This window comes from Streptomyces sp. NPDC002825, assembly GCF_040295385.1.
Taxonomy (GTDB): Bacteria; Actinomycetota; Actinomycetes; order Streptomycetales; family Streptomycetaceae; genus Streptomyces.
In genome coordinates, this window is the sequence record NZ_JBEOVH010000002.1 from 284,290 (window position 1) to 301,678 (window position 17,389).

Sequence of the window (17,389 nt, forward strand, 5' to 3'; positions counted from 1 at the left end):
CCCCCGTGTCGGTGTCGGTCGGTCCCCGGTCCCCGGTGGGTTCGGTCCCCGTGTCGGTGTCGGTCGGTCCCCGGTCCCCGGTGGGTTCGGTCCCCGTGTCGGTGTCGGTCGGTCCCCGGTCCCCGGTGGGTTCGGTCCCCGACTCGGCGCCCCTCGGTCCCCGATGCGAATCGCCCGTCTGAGCAGGCACTTCGACACCAGGACCGTCGGTTCCCGCGCCGCTGGCGGTCCCCGCGCCGGGGTCCTGTTCGACGGGGACGGTCCCCGGGACGGCGCCCACGTCTGGGGTCTTGGTCCCCGTGTCATCGCCCTCGGTCCCCGTGACTGCTGGTGCGCTGACGTCCCAGTTCTCGGCCCCCGGTCCCCCCGGTCCCCCCGGCACGCCCGGTCCCCGGTTCCCGTCCTCCGGCTCGCCGGGACCGTGGGGACCGGCTACGGGGACCGGTGCTTCTGGCGTCTGCTGCCAGGGGACCGTGGCAGCCGCGGTGGTGGTAAGCCCCGGGGACCAGGGAGAGGGGAGCGAGACCGTGGCGAGGGCGAGCGCGTGCCGGCGGGCGGCGAGCTGGTCGAGGAGCTGCGTGCGCTGGAGGGGGTCGGTGCCGACCGAGGCCCTGGCGACCGCCTTCGACAGCCGTCGGGCGAGCCGCCGGCCTCGCCAGCTTTCCCGCCGCTCGGGGGCGCGCTCGGCGAGGCGCGCGGCCAGGTCGACCGCGCGGGCGGTGGCCCGGTCGTGGGTGATCTGCGCGGCGTCGCGGTCGCGGGTGGCGATGCCGAGGCGGGACAGCAGCCGTTCGCGCACCTCCCGCCCCAGGACGGCGAGCAGCCCGTGGGAGGCGGCGCCAGGGGTGTGGAGACGCAGCTCGATTCCCATGGCGAGGTGCCACAGCATGGCCGCCATGACCGGGCCGACGAAGGCCCGGACGGTGCCACCGACGGGACCGCTCTCGGCGTAGGCGGGGATCACCTGCACTCCGGTGATCACCCAAACCAGGGTCCCGGGCAGGCCCGGGGCGCCCTGCGTGGCCAGGTTCTGCCGCGCCATCAGCGCGGTCGCGAAGAGCGCCAGCTCGGCGGCGGCGAACATCCCGGCGCGCTCGGCGGTGCCGGCCATGTCGAGGTAGTCGGCCGCGAAGCGCCAGCTCGTGTCGGCGCTGTAGGCGGTGCAGCCGAGGGCGGCGAGGGCGGCGACCTTGACCGCCGGACCGCCGACGCGCTTCTGCGGGCGGCCTCCCCGGCGCTGGATCGTCCAGGCGACCAGCACCAGGGCGAAGACGGCGGGGACGCCGGCGACGAGGAGGAGAGGGAGGTCCGGAGCGTCACCCAGGGACAGGACGGGGTGGGTCATGCGGCCTTTCCGAAAGAGGCGGGCGTCGCGGTCGACGCTGCCTGGCGGGACACCGGCTGTCGGGTGCCGGGCTTGGTGGTCACGGGGCGGCCCGATGCTGGAGCGGTCTTCTGCCGCTTCTTCGTGGACCGGGGCATACCCTGGCGGCGATCGCGGTCGAGCACCTTGTTGGCTGCCTGCCGCAGCAGGTCACGGGCGTGCTTGGGGCTGATCTGCAGGCTGGCGGCGAGCCGGTTGGGCCGCCAGCCCCGGACATAGGCGTGGTCGACGACGACCTGGCGCTCGGCCTCGGTCAGGTGGACATCGCGTCCCTGGAAGAACGCGATCACGCGCCGGTAGTCGAGGCGCTGGGGCAGTCCGTCGTGCCACGGGCGGCGCTCGGCCTCGGTGAGCCCGCCCCAGATGCCCTCCTTGAGGACGTTCTCGAGTGCGTAGTTGAGGCACTCGCTGCGCACCGGGCACCAGCCGCACAGCTCCTTCGCCTCGGCGATGGCTTCGTGGTCCCGGGGGAGGGGGAAGAAGACGGCGTCGGCGTCCTCGACGTCCATGCCGTGGCAGGCTCCGCGGGTGTGCCAGCTGGTGTCTGCGATGCCGCGCAGGCCGGTGGCCGGAGCGTCGTGGGTGGTGATGTGGCGCAAGGGGGTTCTCCGATGTGCTGCCGCGCCAGCGGGCCAGGGCGGTGCTCGGCGGGCACGGCGTCGGGTGCCGGCCGCGGCGCGGGAGTGTGCGCCGCAGCCGAGGAGGGACGGTTGTGGTCGGCGGTGCACCGAGCGGGGTGCACCAGCCGTGGACGCCGGTCAGACCATGGCCGGCTGCTGGGCCCGCTGGGCCTGTTGGGCGGCGGCGAGGTCGAGGCGGCCGGGGTGCGGGGTGGCACGCGGGGCGGCTCCGCGTACCCCGTCGTCGGGACCGATCCGGCGCCGGCGGCAGGGCTCACCGGGCTGCGCCAGGCACCAGCCGCAGCGCACGCCGAGAGGGTCGGGCTGGCCCTGCGCGACGGCCGCCTCGCGTGCGGCCCGGGCGGGCCGGTAGGGCGCGAGGGCGGCCCGGGCGGCGGGCGGTATGCAGGAGCCGATCTCCCGCAGCCGGGCCTCCAGCTGCGGGTTGATCCCGCTACGCCCGCTGGTGATCGCCCTGGCCTGCGCCGGCTGCGCGAGGCCGGCGGCGACGGCGCGGCGGGCGCCGGCCAGCGCAGCGGTCCAGGCGGCCTGGTCGTCCGGGTCGACGGACGGCGTGGGGTCGGAGTGCCTCGCCAGGCGGTCGCGCCGGTAGCTCTCCCAGGGACGGGCCACGTCCGCGGGCAGGATCTGGTACGGCGAGGTGCGGATGTGCTGGCGGGCGGCGACGCGGGCGTCCCAGCCGTGCGGGGTGGCCATCGGCACGTCGCCGAGCAGCTCGTGCCACTGGGCGAGCTGGTCGCGCGCCTCGCCCTGGTCGGTGCGGATGGTGCGGGGGTCGAGTCGGCCGATGTAGGCCAGCAGGGCGGCGATTTCGCGGCGGTCCACGGTCAGCCCTCCGTTCCGGTCGGCTCGTCGAGGGCGGCGAGAAGGGCGGCGGTGTGGGCCTCGGCCCGCGTCATACCGCCGGTGGCGGCGGAGGCTCCGCCGGGCACGGCGTAGAGGTTCGGGCGGCTGGGGGCGTGCTCCCGGGCGATCCAGGAGCGCCAGTCGGTGGCCCAGGCGTCCGCCGGCCTCGGCTTGAAGGCCGCCCGGTGGGCACGCCACTTCGCGTCGGCCGCCCGCAGGCCCTCCTGGCCGAGGCGGTCGAGGTGTCCCTGCTCGCGGGCCCAGGTGTGGGTGGCGGGGTCGACCTGCCACTCGGCAGCCGAGAGGACGGCGGCACCACTGCTGTACCTACGGTTCAAATCCGGTTCACTACGGTTCTGTGTGCCGGTTTCCGGTACACCGCTGTGCCGGTTTCCGGTACGTCGGGGTGCCGGTTTCCGCCGGGGCCTGCCGGTTTCCGGTACTGCCGGATTCCGGCCCCTCGCGGGGGATTCCGGCACCTCACGCGGCCGGATTCCGTACCGCCGCAGAACCGAGACCCGCAGGGTGGGGGCGGCCTCGGGCCCGCCCGTCGGCGCCTGGTCGGCGTCCTCGGCCTGCGCGGTCTCTGCGACGGCCTGGGCGGCGAGGGGCAGGCGGTAGACCGTGCTGCGCTGCGGGCCGGTGAGGTCGTCGAGCTGCTCCAACTCACCGGCGTGGACCAGGCGATCGATGGCCTCGCGCACCGTGGAGACGGAAGCGCGCGTGCGCTTGGCCAGGCTCGACAGCGACGCCCAGGAGACGCACTGCTCGTCGGCCACCCGGTCGGCGATCGACAGCAGGACCAGGCGCGCGGTCCCCCGGCTGGAGCTGTGCTCCCAGACCCACTCGCGGGCTTCGCTGCTCATCGGCCGCTCCCGGCGACGGCGCGGAGCCGACGGTTCGCCGGGGCAGGGGAGGCGGGCTCCGTCGCGGTGCGTGAACGCGCCGGGGCGGAGGTGGCTGCCGCGCAGGCCAGGTGAAAGGGCCTTTTACGCAGGGCATGAGGCATGCGATACTCCTCGTTGCAGTGTTGCCACGCTGACGCGCCCCTCGGAAGGACTCAGCGTGGTGATGGTGGGCAACCTCCGCCCTTGCCGGGGCGGACATGCCACTTAGCGTTCGGCGTCTGGGAGTTCCCGCTCCCGGGCGCCGTCGCTGTATGCAGACCTACACGGTCTGGTCGGTGCGTATCTCGCTCCTCATGATCGCGGTGCCGGGCGGGTGCCAGGAGGACGACGAACATACGCAGGGACCCGCGTCAAGATCCAGACTTGGTTCTTAAACTCTGTAGAACTTGTTGCCCCATCAGGCGCAGGCGCCGAAGGCGCAGCTTGCACTGCAGAGAGATCGTTTCCTGGCGGGGCGGCGACGACGCCCGTCATTCGCCCTGGGGAGTGGCCTCTCCCGGACTCCGTCACCTTTTTCCTGGGATTAGCGCCCTGACGGGCTGCGCGATGGGCGCTGTCCGGTGTGCGGGCCGCCACAAATTGCGCCACATGCAATTTAGCGGAAGTGATGCGGCTCACTGTGAGAGTTGCTTCCTGTCCGTAGGGCTCTAAGAATTGAGGTGGAATTTATGCCTGCCAGGCCCTGCGCGTCAAGGGTGGTTTAATGTCTCCGGAATTTGCGCGTGGCGCAATTCATTCAAATTGCGCGTGGCGCAATTTTGCCGAATGATCTTGAAGCGCTGAGAGGTGAGAAAGTGCGAGCTGTCACTATGTCCAGCCACGGTGGCCCGGAGGTCCTCCAGCTCACGGAGGTCCCTGAACCGGAGTCGACGGCCGGACACCACAGGGTCGAGGTCCTCCAGGCGGGGGTGAACTACGCGGACCTGCATGTGCGAGAAGGGGACTACCTGGCCGGTGTCACGCTCCCGTACGTCCCCGGCAACGAAGTGATGGGCTACAGCGACGGGCGGCGGGTGGTGGCCCTGACGCGCGGCGGCGGATATGCGCAGGTGGCCTTGGCTCACCGCCGCTCCACGATCGCGATCCCGGACGACATCGACGACGCCACGGCAATCTCGTTGACCCTCCAGGGCAACTCGGCCTGGCACCTGCTGCACACCGTGCTGCGCATCACCCCAGGGGAGACTGTGATCGTGCCCGCAGCCGCCGGCGGCGTCGGGTCCCTAGCAGTGCAGCTCGCCAAGCGGGCCGGAGCCCGCGTGGTGGCCCTGGCCGGCACGGACTCCAAGCGAGCTCTGGCCCTCGGCCTCGGGGCAGATGCCGTCGTCGACAGCACCTCGACAAGCCTGGCCGTAGACCTGAAGGAGGCGACCCGTGGCGCAGCCGCCGCGGCGCTGGAGATGACAGGCGGCGATACCCTCCGTTCGACCTTGGAAGCCCTGGCACCCATGGGCCGGATGGCGGTCTACGGAAGCGTCAGCGGCATCGAGACCACCATCACCACCCGCGACCTCATGGCTACCGGCAAGACGGTCAGCGGATTCTGGCTCCCCCTGCTGTTCGGGCATCGGACCGCGCTGCGCGACTCCATGACCGACCTCTTCCAGGCCGTACGGGACGGGGAACTCGCCGTCCCGGCGCCCACCGTGTACCCGCTGAGTGAAGCGGCTCGCGCGCACGAGGACATGGCGGCCCGCCGAACCACCGGCAAGGTCGTCCTCGACCCAGCTGCCTGACTCGGCTCGGTATCCGGCGCGGCTCGGACCCCGGTGCTCTGCCCCCACGAGGGGAGGGGGCGAGGCTCGAGGTCGAGCTCGCTGCCGTCAACCGACCGGCTCGTCCAGCTGCTCGCGCAGATCACGCAGAACCACCAGGCGCTCCGACAGCTCGGCGATCATCGTGTCCAGCTCACTGCCGGCCTCTCTCGCGGAGGCCGGCAGTGTCGTGCGCAGAAGCTGCTGGTACTCGCGCACCACGCCCCGGCGGGACGACTGCGGCACGAGACGGCTGAGCGTCGCCTCCGCGGAGAGCGAATTCACACGCCACCCGCCACCGTCCTGCCGATACGCCCACACCACGGTCCGGTCCTGCGGGTTGAGCGTGAGACGGCACCCAGGGCCGGCCAGAGCGCTCAGCTCTGGCAGGTCGATCGCCCCGTTGCCCGCGAGTGCTGCCGCGTCCTCCGCAGAATCAGCCCACCCAGCCTGCGCCCAAGAGGCGTCCCCGATCGCCTCGGAGCCCTCGGCCCCACCCGCTGACAGCGCATTCGGCTGCTGCACGGATCCGGGCTGGAGTTCGTGCTCGCTGCCGAGCCAGGTGATCACCACCGCCCGCAAGTCCGGGTGGCCGGCCGGGAAGAGGAGGTGCGAGACGACCTCGACCTCCTGGAAGTCGAACCGTGGCAGGCGCATGCGGAATCGGTTGCCGTCGCGATGGGCGACCACATGGGGGCTTTCGTCCCACAGTCGACGGCAGTCTGGGTCCTCGTAGATCTCGCGCAGCAGGGAGGTCATGAAGCGGTCGGCCTTATGGCGCGCCAGGAACATGCGGATCATGGCCAGGTACACACGGGCATGATCTTCCCAGCCCACGTACTGCTTGCGGGCGTCCGGGTGCAGCAGGGCCCAGCGCATCAGGTTGGCGTCCGGCTCGACGACCCAGGGGTACCAGTCCGCCATCGCCCGGTTATAAGCGATCATGGACCAGCGGGCGTCGGTTACATAGGCGGGGTGGGGCATCTGCTGGTCCAGCAAGAACTGCAGGGTGCGTAGCTCCGGAGGCTCGTCCCTCGGTCTGGTGCGGCCGATCAGGGCACCGCCAGGGGTGTAGTACAGAAGCGTCTGACGCTCGTCCGGCCCCAGGTGCAGCCGCCCGACCAACTTCTCGACCGCGTCATGCGGGAGGCGAGGAACCGCGCCCCGTTCCAGCTGCCCGTACCACTTCTCGGACATGCCGATGGCGTGCGCCACCTCTGCTTGAGGGATCGCGCGACCGCGCCCCTCCTTCAGCCCCGCAGCGAGGCGCCACGCCCTGAGCAGACCGGCCAGCCCCATCAGCTCTTCCGGGCCGAGTTCTCCTTCGTCGCTTTCTCCGAGACTCATGCGGCACCAGCTCCCATCGCGTGCCGCCAGCTTGAGGCAGCCCGAAGGAGGCGACAACTTGAGTCACGCCGGCAGGGGCGCGAGGCGCCTCTCCTGCAGAGTCCTCAGAAGCCCAGCCCGGAGCGGTAGTCGTGTTCCGGTAGCCGTGTTCCGGTACTCCAGTTCCGATTCCGCCCTGAGAACGTGTGCGAGCCGGGGACGGAGACGGCTTTCCGTCCCTGAACTTGCACGTCGGGCACCAATCATCCCGCTATTAGTTCTGGATTCAATATGGCATCCGAGCGCCCCAAGGGGAGCAGCCACGCAGAGCGAGTGATCCGGGTCATGCAGGCATTTGCCGAGCTCCCCGGAGACACGCATTCTCTGAAAGTCATTTCCGATCACACGGAATTGGATCCTGCGGTGGTTCACCGCATTCTCGCGTCCCAGGTCGCCGCAAAATGGGTCGAGCGCGTAGGTCGAGGCAAGTACCGGCTCGGCAGCCACGCGGCCCGCGCCGGGATGCAGGCCATGGCCGGCATGTATGACGGCCTGGACCAGCACGAGATCCTCGTCGACCTGCAAGCGGACTGCGGCGGCCTCGTCCTCTTCTACAGCCTCGCCTCCGTCGGCGCGCGCCGTGTCTGCACCGACTACGCGATCGGCAACTACTGCCCGGACGACTTCGGTATGACGGCGTACGACATCTTCACTGCCGGCTGCTCCCTGCGCACCGGGGCCTCCGGGCGAGCCCTGCTCGCGTACGTCCCCGAGAGCCTCCGGGAGATCGCACTCGCCGAACCCATCCCCGGAACGGCCGGCCCGGGTGCGCTCAGCAACGACGATCTCCTCGCCACCCTGGACGGAATCCGCACCCGGGGCTACGCCATCGGACGGCAGGAGTGTCTCCCGGGATGGGACTCCGTCGCAGCACCGGCCCTGTGGGGTGAGACGGCCCTCGGGGTCGTCCTGCTCCTGAAACCCCTGAGCGACACTCCGAACGACATCACCGATTACATCGACCAGGTCCTCGGCGCAGCACAGTTGATCAGCCTGGCGGCCACCCAAGGGGGTCGCAACCCCCAGCTCGTTGCCTGACCGCGAGAAAGCACAGGACACCATGACCTTCATCGCTCACGTCCAGACGGCAGACGAGGCCAGCGAGCTGATCGCTGACCTCGCCGGCGGCAACGTTCGCGACCTCGACGCGCTGGCCCATCACCTGGGCCCTGTTCGACTCACCCTTGCCCCGGAACACCAGGAGATCTGGTGGGCGGCACCCGAGCGCGATCGATGGGCTGTCGAGACGACAACCCCCGGCCAGTGCCTCGACCTCATCCACGATCGGGCCGACCCGGCCTGGGCCTCGGAACCGACGGCGCGCGCTGACTACCAGCGCATCCTCGACGTACTCCTTCCGCCTGTGGAACTCGCGGGGCGGCAGGCGCCCGTATCAGGGTGTCTCTGACGGCTGTTCGGGATCGGTGGGGACGGTCGGCAGGAACTTCCCGGCCTTGTCGGCCAGCTGCCGGTGCAGGTAATCCGCGGCGTCGTTAGGCCGCATCCTGTACAGGGCGACCATCCCGGTGATGACCACGTCCGCGACCTCGGAGTGGACATCGCTCCAGTTGTGACTGTCTCCCTTGCGCGGGTTGGTGCCACGCGCACCGATCACGGCCTGGGACGCCTCACCGGTCTCCTCGGCGATCTTCAGGACCTGCATGGTCCACTGTTCCTGCGGGGCGAGGCCGTGTTGCTCGTCGTGATCGTTGAACCAGCGCGCGAGATTTTCGATGGTCTGCCAGATGGTGTCGTGCACGAGGGCGTCTCCTTGATTGGGTGTGGGCGCAGTGCCATAGGTGATGAACAGGGCAGGGGGTTGAGCGCCGTCTTCAGGCTGGGTGACGGGCACGGATGAGCATGGAGGACAGCGAGCTGTTCTCGTCGGGCCCGCTGAGGACGTCGATCGCGCCGTCGAGCAGGCCGTGCTCGACGAGGAGCCTTCCCAGAGAGCGGGGGAGAGCACCCACACCTGAACAGTCAACGGCTTGCCTCCCGCGAGAGGGGGGCCTCGGGCCTGGCGGCGACGAAGCTGCAGGGGCCGTCATCGGACGGTCAGTCAGTCGGAAGCGAGCGAAGGAGCGAGCCAGCTCTCACGAGGTCTTCAGGTGTGTCGATGGCCAGGCCGTCGTCGAGGACAGGAAGCATCCGTATGCCGTGGCCGTGCTCGACGAAGCGCAGCATTTCTACACCTTCGGTTCGCTCCAGAGGCCCTTGAGGCAGTTGTTGGAACAGGCTGAGGGCCGCTCCCGTGAAGCCGTAAAGCCCCAGCTGGCGTCGGTACTTCGGTCGGTCTCCTCGTGGGTAGGGGATCGGCTGGCGGGAGAACATCAGCGCGTTCTCTTCGGCGTCGACGACTACCTTCACGACGTTGTGGTCAAGGACCGCGCCCACGTCGTCCAACATCGTGTACGCGTTCACGGCGAGCGTTTCCGGGACGAGGTGTTCCAGGGCTTCGGAGACTGCGTCGATCGCGGCAGGGGAGATGAACGGCTCGTCGCCCTGCACGTTGATGTACGCGTCCGCCGGCAGACGCGTCGCGCACTCCGCGACGCGGTCCGTACCGGTGCGGTGCTGGCCAGTGCGCATGCACTCGATGCCCAGCTCGTGGCATACCCTCTCGATGCGCTCGTCGTCAGTGGCGACCACCACGCCGTCGAGACGCTCGGCCTCCAGGCAGCGCTGGTGGACGTGCCAGAGAAGCGGCTGGCCTCCGAGCTGCGCCAGGGGCTTTCCCGGAAACCGAGAGGCTCCCCAACGGCAGGGGATGACGGCCACATGATGGTGGCGTGCAGTATTCGGTGGTGCGGTCGTGGTGGCGGCCACGGCGTACTCCCGTCGGTGAGTGTCAGGAATGGGTGGGACGAGGGAGGAGGACCAGGTCGGCCAGGGCGACCGGCGGGGCGGAGTCGTCGAACGAGCGCAACGCATGGCTCCTCGGCTCTTCGGCGTGCAGCTCGGTGGCCAGAGCTCTCATGTGGGCGTGCATGCCGTTGTGAAGGTCGACCTGGGGCTGCCAGCCCAGGACCTCCTGGGCACGGCCTCGGTTGGCACGGGTGGTGAGTACGTCGCCGCTGCGCGGGTGCTCCTGGTGAACCTGGATCTCGCGACCGGCGAGGCTGTTCGCGATGTTGATCACTTCGAGCAGGGAGGCGCTCGAACCGCCCCCGACGTTGATCACCCCGCTGGCCGTCGGGATGGTGGCCGCGGCGATGGTGGCGGAGACCGCGTCGTCGATGTACGTGAAGTCCCGGCGCTGGTGCCCGTCCCCGTAAAGACGCAGCGACCGTCCGCCCAGGGCGGCCGTGAGGGCGCGGTGCGTGAACATGTCGGGACGCTGTCGAGGGCCGTAGACAGTGAAGTACCGCAGGGCGACGACACTGGTGGGGCAGTGGGCCTGGGCGGAGTGCGCGAGGCAGAGCTGCTCCTCGGCGAGCTTCGTGACCGCGTACGGGGATGACGGCTGGGGCCGGTCGGTCTCGACGCTCGCACCGCCATCGGTGGGGCCGTAGACGCTGGAGGAGGAGGCCACTACGAGCCGGGGAACGCCCATCCGGGAGACGGCGTCCATGACGCGGTGGGTGGCGAGGACGTTGGAGGCCACGTAATCGGTGAACTTCGGGCCCCACGAAGGGCGTACCCCGGGGATGCCCGCCAGGTGGAAGACGGCGTTCGCGTCCACGAGAAGTGGCTCGATCGCGCAGCTGAGGAGATCGGCGGTGACGTGCATGTACCCCGGGAGCCCCTGCAGGACGGCGAGATTGGCAGCGGCCGTCGGATCGGTGGCCGAGTCGCGTCGGTCGACGCCGACGACAATGGCGCCGGCCTGGACGAGGGCGTGCGCGAGGTGGGAGCCGATGAAGCCGGCGGCGCCGGTCACGACCGCCCGGCGGGGGACAGCGGTGGTCAAGTGGGGTGGATGCTGCGGCACGGGAATCTCCATGAATCGGGGGAGGAGGCGGCTTAGGTAAGGCGTGCCAGCACGGTGCGCCCGTGGGTCTTGAGGGCGAGGTCGTCCTGCTCGTGTCCACGCACCAGGGCGGTGACGGCCTCGATTGCGCCGAAGGACTCCAGCAGCCGCTGCTCGGTGTCGTTCAGCGGCTGTCCGTATCCGGCGAAGAACGCCGTTCGCAGGTTCGGGACGGCCTGCCAGCGGCGAAACTCGAGCCGGGCGAAGTCGCGGATGCGGGCGTCGCGCCGCATGTGCTCGAAGTCGCACAACCCGAAAGCGTCGCCGAGGAGCCAGTTCCGCGGCTGGTAGTCGAGGTGGCATACGGCGCTGTCCATGAGCGTGTTCGCCAGGACGTCCGCGTTGTGGTTCAGGCGGTCGCGTTCGACCTTAGAGATGAGGTCGGCCCGGTCTGCGCGGGCGATCCAGTCGCGCAGCCGCTGGGCGAGTTCCGTGCCGACGGCGCCGGTACGCGGCACCGCAGTGGAGTGGTGCAGCTTGCTCAGCACGCGTCCGGCCTCGTAGTGGGCCTGCTCCTCCTCGGGCGACCCCGGTGTGACCATGTCCGCCCGTACGCCGGGGACAGCGGTGAGAAGCAGGGTGCATGTTGCGTCCTGTCGGCCGACCACGTGGGGGACGTGGCCGATCAGGTGGGTCCCCCAGGCGAGATAGGCGTGCAGCTCGCGGGTGTACCGGTTGCGTTCGCTGTGCTGCTTGGCGAAGAACTCGTTGCCGTCGGTGTTGACGAGGCGCAGGACGCGGGGCGGGAGAGCCGGATCGTGCACGACACGGACCTCTCCGAGGGCGCCTCGGGCCAGGTTCAGGCGTGGGTCGTCGTAGATCGTGATCACGGGGCGGCCTCCTGCGATAAGGCGACCAGGTGTGCGGTGTCGTTGTGGCGGTCGAGCATCCACCTTTTCTGTCCGAGGCGGTTGAGGTGGTGCTGCCAGCGGGTGATGGAACCGTGGGAGACCGTGAATCCGGCCGAAGAGCCGGGCGGGATCCCCAGGAGCTGGGTGTGCGCGGCGATCACGGTCTCGCCGTGCGCGGCGAACAGGACGCGTTCGCCTTCGTGCCGGTCGATGAGTTCCTGCAGGAAACGGCCGGCCCGCTCCAGGTATCCGTTCCAGGTGTCGGATCCGACAGCCCAGGGCTTGTCGGGGTGGGCGTGCGGCCCGCCGTCGGCGGCGGTCTTCACCTCGGCCCAGGGCAAGCCGTCGGCGGCGCCGTGAACGGGACCGTCGAGACGGCCGTCCGTGTACATGAGGAGCTGGAGAGCCTGGCTGATGATCTCGGCGGTCTGGCGCAGACGGATGCGCGGGCCGGCGTACAGCGCGTCGAAGGGCTTGTCGCGGTGTTCGGCGGCGAGCCGACGGGCGACCCGTTCGACCTGGACGTATCCGCGGTTGGTCAGCCCGGTGCACGTGCGTGGGCCGCCGACCAGGCCGTCGACGTTGCACTGGGCCTCGCCGTGGCGGACGAAGACGAGTTCGGTGGTGATCATGCGGATCCTTGGGTGCGTGGTCGGGGCGGCCAGCTGTAGCGGTAGCCGTTGCGCCCGGCGTATGGAGCGGTCAGGACGGCGTGCAGGGAGAGGAAGTCGTCGAGCCGCTGGCGATCCGTGGTGGCGAGTCGGGGGTCGTGGCGCTCGGCTGCCTCGTTGTAGGCGTGCAGGGCGGAGTCGATGGCAGGGGCCGGCAGATGCCCGTGTGTCAGGGCAAGTGTCGCGATCAGCTTCGCCAGGTCGTACCCCATCGGCGCCAGCGTGAGGTCGTCGGTGTCGACCGTATAGACGTCGCCGGCCTCGGTGATGAGGAAGTTCCGGGGGTTGCTGTCCTTGTAGAAGGCGGTCGGCCCCTCGGCGGTCCTCTCCAGCAGCGTCAGCATCGCGTGGAGGGCGGCCCGGTCCGGCAGGTATCCCTGTTCCAGTCGATTTCGCAGGGCGGTTTGCCGGGGACCGATGTAGTCGCCGAAGGCGATGCCGTCCCGGAAGCGGTGCGGCGTGTTCAGGGAGGACGGTCGGAGGTCGGTGGTCCAGGCGGCTCCGTGGGCGTCGCCCAGCAGCGCGGCCAAGGCCGGCAGATCCTCGGGCCGGGCGGGGCGGCCGTCGACCCACTCGTACGTCAGGCTCGTCGGCCCGATCACGGTCAGCGCCGGCAGCTGCAGCGGTCGGGCGTGCTGGGCGAGCCAGGTGTGATGGCGGGCTGCCGACGCCACCCGCTCAGGAGCCTCGTAGCGCTTGGTGAAATACCGGGGCCTCATTTTCGTCCTCCCCGTGACTGGGTGACCACGAAGGTGACGAGGGACGTGGTGGTGAGGGGCCGGTCCGGCATGGACTCGTGCAGGGTCGTCGCGAGCGCGTCCGCGTTGCCGTAGAGGCCGGGGGCGAGGTCGTACTTCGGGTTGGTGGCGAGGTACTCGGCGACGTGTTCGTGGCCGTCGAAGGTGAAGCTGTGTTCCTCGTGCTCCACGGTGAGTACGTCGAGCGACACGGCGGCCAGGCCGGCGAGGTTGCCACTGTGCGCCGAGACGTAGAGGCTCTCGTGCTGCTCGGCTCGCGGGTCGAGGCCGGCGGCGGCCACCAGCTGGTCCATCTCCCGGTAGCTGTCGAGGCTCTTCGTGACGAGCACGGCCAGACCGCCGGGAGCGAGTGCCCGACCGATCTCTGCGACCACAGCCTGTGGGCGCGGCGAGTGGTAGAGGCAGAACGCGGCGACGACGACATCGCACGACCCGGCGGTCACGGGGAGACGGTGGAAGTCGCCCTGGTGGAAGGTCACCGAGAGGCCGTGCAGTTCCCGGGTTCGCAGGCGAGCTTGCTCAAGCAGGGCCGACGCGGCGTCGAGGCCGATGACGCGCCGGGGGCGGAGTTCCTTGGCGAGGGTCAGGCTGCTCGTGCCGCGGCCGCAGCCGAGGTCCAGGACCAGGCCGAGGCGATCCGGTCGCTCGTGGTGGTCGCGGACCAGCGCGACGATTGTGTCCGGTATGGGGCGTCCGGAGGTCTTCGCCCGCATCAGCGCACTGGACCGGCCGGCCAGCCGAGAGGCGTGTCCGTACAGCTCCGCCTGGCGCGCGGGGTCCAGGAAGGGGTTGATGCCGCTCATGCCGCACGCTCCCCTCGGGGGAGCGGCAGGCTCAGCGGTGCTCGGCGGCGACCTTCCGCAGCCAGCGGCGCGTCTGACGTCGGCTGGACAGCAGCACCACGTCGGCCCGGCCAGACGCGAATTCCTCGATCTTGGCGATGACCCGCGGGCGCATCTTGCTGCGGTACGTCGCCACGTACTTGATCACGCCCCAGTGGATGCGGTTGTGCACGCCGTTGCCCTTGTGCCCGGACCCGTGCCGGATCTGCCGGGAGAAGATCCCGTACAGCGCGGCTACGGTCGAGACGTCCATCAGGACCACCGTGTCGCAGGCTTCGAGCCGGATCTGCAGCGTCGAGTTGTAGTTCCCGTCGATCACCCACCTCGGCTGCGCGACCAGCTCCCGCTGCAGGTCGGCGAACTTCTGCATGGGCAGTGCGTTCCACTCGTCGTCGTAGAACGCGGCGTCCAGGTGCGTCACCGGGGCGTGGAGAATCCTGCCCAGCTCGCGCGCCAGGTACGACTTGCCGCTGCCTCCGCAGCCGACGATGGCGACCTTCTTCATGGTGCTCCAGGGTAGAGGTGCTCGGGGGCCCGGTCGGACTGGCCGCCTGGGCACGTGCGGATGAGCCGGACGAGGTGGCCTGGCTGCTCAGCTGCATCAGGCCGCTCCGTGTTCCAGTGCGACGACGGGGTCGATGGCCGTGTCCAGGGCTGCTTCCAGTGCGTCGACCTGTCGGCTCAGGCGGAACAGGTCCAGGCGGTCCAGGCAGGCCGCGATCAGGTTCGCGTGCTGCTGGGTGCCGGCGATCCGCTGGAGGTGGTTCAGCCGCTCGATCACCTCGTCACCAGAGCGGACGATCAGTTCCTCGGGTACCAAGTGGTCGGCGTGCGCGATGTCGGCAGGAGTGAGCGGGAGGCAGCCAGCGAGCACGGCTTCGAAGATCCGCTGCGTCATCTGCCCGACGGCGGCGTACCGCTCCGGCAACATGAGCACGGTCGCCAGCGTCCTGCCGTACACGCCGTGGACCGCCTCGAAGGGGAGCCTGCCGAGGAACCGGACGTGCGGCCAGCGGCTGGTCCTGGTCCATTTGCCTCCGACGAGGTGATGGAAGCGTGCGGCGGCCGGTGCGAAGAAGCGGTCGAAGTGGTCGTCGCGGTCGTACTGGTTGCCGAGGTACCCGAGGACGAGGTCCCGGGGCTGCTTGGCCAGCGCGACCGGATCCGCCTCGGCGAGCAGGCGGTCGTCGACGGGGAAGAGCAGGCGGTGCGCCCCAGTCGTCGGTTCGAGAGCTGCCTCGCAGACAGTGACCTGGGGAACGCGCCGCCACACGCTTTCCGCCCGGAGTTTGCGGTCCTTGTCCCAGGTCACGGTCGGCGTCTTCCGGCGTACGGTGTAATGGGTGATCAGTTCGGCCTGGCGGTGGAGGTCGCACGTGTGGCCTTCGGAGCCGCACGGGGTGGTGTTGCGTCCCTCGATCGACCAGCGCCACTCCAGGAACAGGGCGTCGATGGCCGGGCGGCCGCTGTGGAAGGTGTAGGCGTCGCCCAGGTCGTCGCCGGCCTCGAGCAGGTCGCGGTTGGCCTGCAGGAAGACGATCTCGTGGCCGCGATCGAGGAGGGCATCGATCAGGGGGCGGCGGTGGCTGCGGCCCCCGTCCGGCGTGTCTGTGATCCCGTTGCCGAGGAATCCCCAGAAGCTGTATCCGATCCTCACTTGGTGATCCACCGCCCTTCCAGCAGGAGGGCATCCAGGCCCGAGTTGGCCAGGCAGTCCAGCGCCATCGCTGGCGTTCCGCAGATCGGCTTGCCCTTCACGTTGAGCGAGGTGTTGATCAGCACAGGCACGCCCGTGCGCCGGGCGAAGGCGCTGAGGACCTCGTGCATGAACGGGTTCTGCGAGCGCGTGACGGTCTGCAGGCGGGAGGTTCCGTTGGCGTGCACGATGGCCGGCACCAGCTCGCGCGCCTTGTCGGTCACGCCGGACGCCATCGACATGTACGGCGCCTCCTGGCCCAGAGTGAAGAACTCCGCAGCGCGCTCGGTCAGCACCATGGGGGCGAAGGGACGGAACGGCTCCCGGAACTTCACCGTGGCGTTCAGCCGCTCGACGACGCCCGGCTCCCGCGGGGAGGCCAGGATCGAGCGGTTGCCCAGGGCGCGGGGGCCTGCCTCGACTCGTCCTTGGAAGAGCCCGACGATCAACCCGTTGGCGAGCTGCTCGGCGAGGAACTCGGCGGCTTCGCCGCCCAGCGCCTTCATCTGGAGGCCGGGCCACGACGTGAGGTCGAGGGCCGTGTCCTGGAAGGACGGGCCGAGGTAGCAGGCCCGGACGACACCAGACAGGGGCTGTCGGGCGTGGCCATCGTGGTGTACGGCGATGGCAGCGCCGATCGCGGTGCCGGCGTCGCCTGGGGCGGGCGGCACGAAGACCTCGTCGAACACGCCGGCCTCGATGATGCGGCCGATGCTCACGCAGTTCGTGGCGACGCCGCCTCCGACGCACAGGCGGCGGGAGCCGGTGATGGTTCGCGCTCGGCGAGCCAGGTGCAGCATCACCTGCTCGGTGCGCTCCTGGAGGGCCGCGGCCAGATCCCGGTGCACGTCGCGCAGCGGTTCGCTCGGGTGGCGTTCGGGGCATGCCTCTTCGATGAAGCGCCGGGTGGTCCTCGGGTAGCCCGAAGTCAGTACCCGTGGGGGAAAGTAGAGCGGGTCGACGGCGAAGCCCGTGGGGGTAAGGCGGACGGCCCGGGTGAACAGTGCCCGGAATCGTGCGGGGTCGCCGAGTGCGGCGAGCGCCATCACGGTGCCTTCCTCGTCACCGCGGCGCCACCCGAGGTGTTCGGTGACCGCGCCGTACACGTACCCGAGGGAGGCGGGATCGTTGATCGCCTCCAGGGTGCGGGTGCGTGGACGGAGCGCGTCGTGGCCGCGGGCGATGGTCGTGGTCTGCCGCTCGCCGAGGCTGTCGACGACGAGCACTGCGGACTCGTTCCACCCGGAGGCGGCGAAGGCCGCCAGTTGGTGGGCCCGGTGATGCAGGACGGGGGAGACGCGTGCGGCGGGGAACCGCCGGCTGATCTCGCGGACCCGGATCTGGGTGCGCATCGCCACTTTGGCGAAGCCACGGGCTCGCGGCACCGCCCGGTTACGTGTGGTCGGTGACAGCGCCAGACGCAGCGCGGCCGGGGATTCGATCAGGTAGCGGGCGGGCTGGAAGTTGTAGGCCACGGCGTCGACGTCGGTGGCGGACAGCCCGGCCTTGCCGAGCAGCCACTCGACGGCGTGGCGCGGGTAGTCCTTGGTGTGCTTCTTCTGGGACAGCCGCTCCTCCTCGACGAAGCCGATGAGCTGCCCGTCGACGAGCAGTGCGGCGGCGGAGTCGTGGGTGTACGAGCACAGGCCGAGAATGACCGAGGGCGTCTGGTCCACGGCCGC

At 70.2% G+C, this 17,389-nt stretch carries 19 protein-coding genes; 3 read left to right on the top strand and 16 right to left on the bottom strand.

Features of this window, described 5'->3' with window-relative positions; genetic code table 11:
* The 4 genes from ABT041_RS03710 to ABT041_RS03725 form a co-directional block, all read right to left on the bottom strand.
* The coding region (locus ABT041_RS03710; RefSeq protein ID WP_351178370.1) for a collagen-like domain-containing protein at positions 1–1,345 on the bottom strand (1,345 nt) is incomplete at its 3' end.
* Entirely contained in the window at positions 1,342–1,983 is a 642-nt protein-coding gene (locus ABT041_RS03715; RefSeq protein WP_351178373.1) for a WhiB family transcriptional regulator, read from the bottom strand. The genes ABT041_RS03715 and ABT041_RS03710, both read right to left, overlap by 4 nt.
* A 159-nt stretch (positions 1,984–2,142) precedes the next feature.
* Positions 2,143–2,850 carry a zinc finger domain-containing protein gene (locus ABT041_RS03720; RefSeq protein ID WP_351178376.1) on the bottom strand — a complete coding sequence of 236 codons (708 nt, stop codon included), beginning with the start codon at positions 2,848–2,850 and terminating at the stop codon, positions 2,143–2,145.
* A gap of 2 nt (positions 2,851–2,852) precedes the next feature.
* Positions 2,853–3,737: a helix-turn-helix domain-containing protein gene (locus ABT041_RS03725; protein WP_351178379.1), complete on the bottom strand. Its 885-nt coding sequence runs from the start codon at positions 3,735–3,737 to the stop codon at positions 2,853–2,855.
* 836 nt (positions 3,738–4,573) lie between these two features.
* Between ABT041_RS03725 and ABT041_RS03730 the strand changes: the two genes are divergently transcribed.
* Entirely contained in the window at positions 4,574–5,515 is a 942-nt protein-coding gene (locus tag ABT041_RS03730) for a quinone oxidoreductase family protein (protein WP_351178382.1), read from the top strand.
* Between the two features lie 87 nt (positions 5,516–5,602).
* Here ABT041_RS03730 and ABT041_RS03735 read toward each other — a convergent pair whose 3' ends face one another.
* A complete protein-coding gene (locus ABT041_RS03735) occupies positions 5,603–6,880 on the bottom strand; it encodes a helix-turn-helix transcriptional regulator (protein WP_351178385.1) in 1,278 nt (425 codons plus the stop codon).
* 270 nt (positions 6,881–7,150) lie between these two features.
* Between ABT041_RS03735 and ABT041_RS03740 the strand changes: the two genes are divergently transcribed.
* Positions 7,151–7,957 carry a helix-turn-helix domain-containing protein gene (locus ABT041_RS03740; protein ID WP_351178388.1) on the top strand — a complete coding sequence of 269 codons (807 nt, stop codon included), beginning with the start codon at positions 7,151–7,153 and terminating at the stop codon, positions 7,955–7,957.
* A 22-nt stretch (positions 7,958–7,979) separates the two neighbouring features.
* Positions 7,980–8,327 (top strand): hypothetical protein, encoded by a 348-nt coding sequence (locus tag ABT041_RS03745; protein ID WP_351178391.1) that lies wholly within the window; start codon positions 7,980–7,982, stop codon positions 8,325–8,327.
* On the opposite strand, the gene ABT041_RS03750 is transcribed toward ABT041_RS03745, so the two are convergent.
* The 11 genes from ABT041_RS03750 to ABT041_RS03800 all read right to left on the bottom strand — a co-directional run bounded on the left by ABT041_RS03750 (position 8,313) and on the right by ABT041_RS03800 (position 17,383).
* A complete protein-coding gene (locus tag ABT041_RS03750) occupies positions 8,313–8,678 on the bottom strand; it encodes a MazG-like family protein (RefSeq protein WP_351178394.1) in 366 nt (121 codons plus the stop codon). The genes ABT041_RS03745 and ABT041_RS03750 overlap by 15 nt on opposite strands.
* Before the next feature lie 73 nt (positions 8,679–8,751).
* Positions 8,752–8,889, bottom strand: coding sequence for a hypothetical protein (locus tag ABT041_RS03755; protein ID WP_351178397.1), 138 nt, complete (start codon positions 8,887–8,889; stop codon positions 8,752–8,754).
* 85 nt (positions 8,890–8,974) lie between these two features.
* Positions 8,975–9,745, bottom strand: a complete 771-nt coding sequence (locus tag ABT041_RS03760) for a 3-deoxy-manno-octulosonate cytidylyltransferase (RefSeq protein WP_351178400.1) — start codon at positions 9,743–9,745, stop codon at positions 8,975–8,977.
* Positions 9,746–9,767: 22 nt separating this feature from the next.
* Positions 9,768–10,829: an NAD-dependent epimerase/dehydratase family protein gene (locus tag ABT041_RS03765; protein WP_351178403.1), complete on the bottom strand. Its 1,062-nt coding sequence runs from the start codon at positions 10,827–10,829 to the stop codon at positions 9,768–9,770.
* Positions 10,830–10,882: 53 nt separating this feature from the next.
* Entirely contained in the window at positions 10,883–11,719 is an 837-nt protein-coding gene (locus tag ABT041_RS03770) for an aminoglycoside phosphotransferase/kinase family protein (protein WP_351178405.1), read from the bottom strand.
* Entirely contained in the window at positions 11,716–12,372 is a 657-nt protein-coding gene (locus tag ABT041_RS03775) for a histidine phosphatase family protein (RefSeq protein WP_351178408.1), read from the bottom strand. The genes ABT041_RS03770 and ABT041_RS03775 overlap by 4 nt, the downstream gene beginning before the upstream one ends.
* A complete protein-coding gene (locus ABT041_RS03780) occupies positions 12,369–13,130 on the bottom strand; it encodes a phosphotransferase (RefSeq protein WP_351178411.1) in 762 nt (253 codons plus the stop codon). The genes ABT041_RS03775 and ABT041_RS03780 overlap by 4 nt, the downstream gene beginning before the upstream one ends.
* On the bottom strand, positions 13,127–13,972 hold the full coding sequence (locus ABT041_RS03785; protein WP_351178414.1) for a class I SAM-dependent methyltransferase: 846 nt from the start codon (positions 13,970–13,972) through the stop codon (positions 13,127–13,129). Before ABT041_RS03785 ends, ABT041_RS03780 begins: the two co-directional genes overlap by 4 nt.
* A 31-nt stretch (positions 13,973–14,003) precedes the next feature.
* Positions 14,004–14,516, bottom strand: a complete 513-nt coding sequence (locus tag ABT041_RS03790) for a P-loop NTPase family protein (protein WP_351178417.1) — start codon at positions 14,514–14,516, stop codon at positions 14,004–14,006.
* A gap of 96 nt (positions 14,517–14,612) precedes the next feature.
* On the bottom strand, positions 14,613–15,668 hold the full coding sequence (locus tag ABT041_RS03795) for a glycosyltransferase family protein (protein ID WP_351178420.1): 1,056 nt from the start codon (positions 15,666–15,668) through the stop codon (positions 14,613–14,615).
* Positions 15,665–17,383, bottom strand: coding sequence for a carbamoyltransferase family protein (locus ABT041_RS03800; protein ID WP_351178423.1), 1,719 nt, complete (start codon positions 17,381–17,383; stop codon positions 15,665–15,667). Before ABT041_RS03800 ends, ABT041_RS03795 begins: the two co-directional genes overlap by 4 nt.
* Between the last annotated feature and the right edge of the window lie 6 nt (positions 17,384–17,389).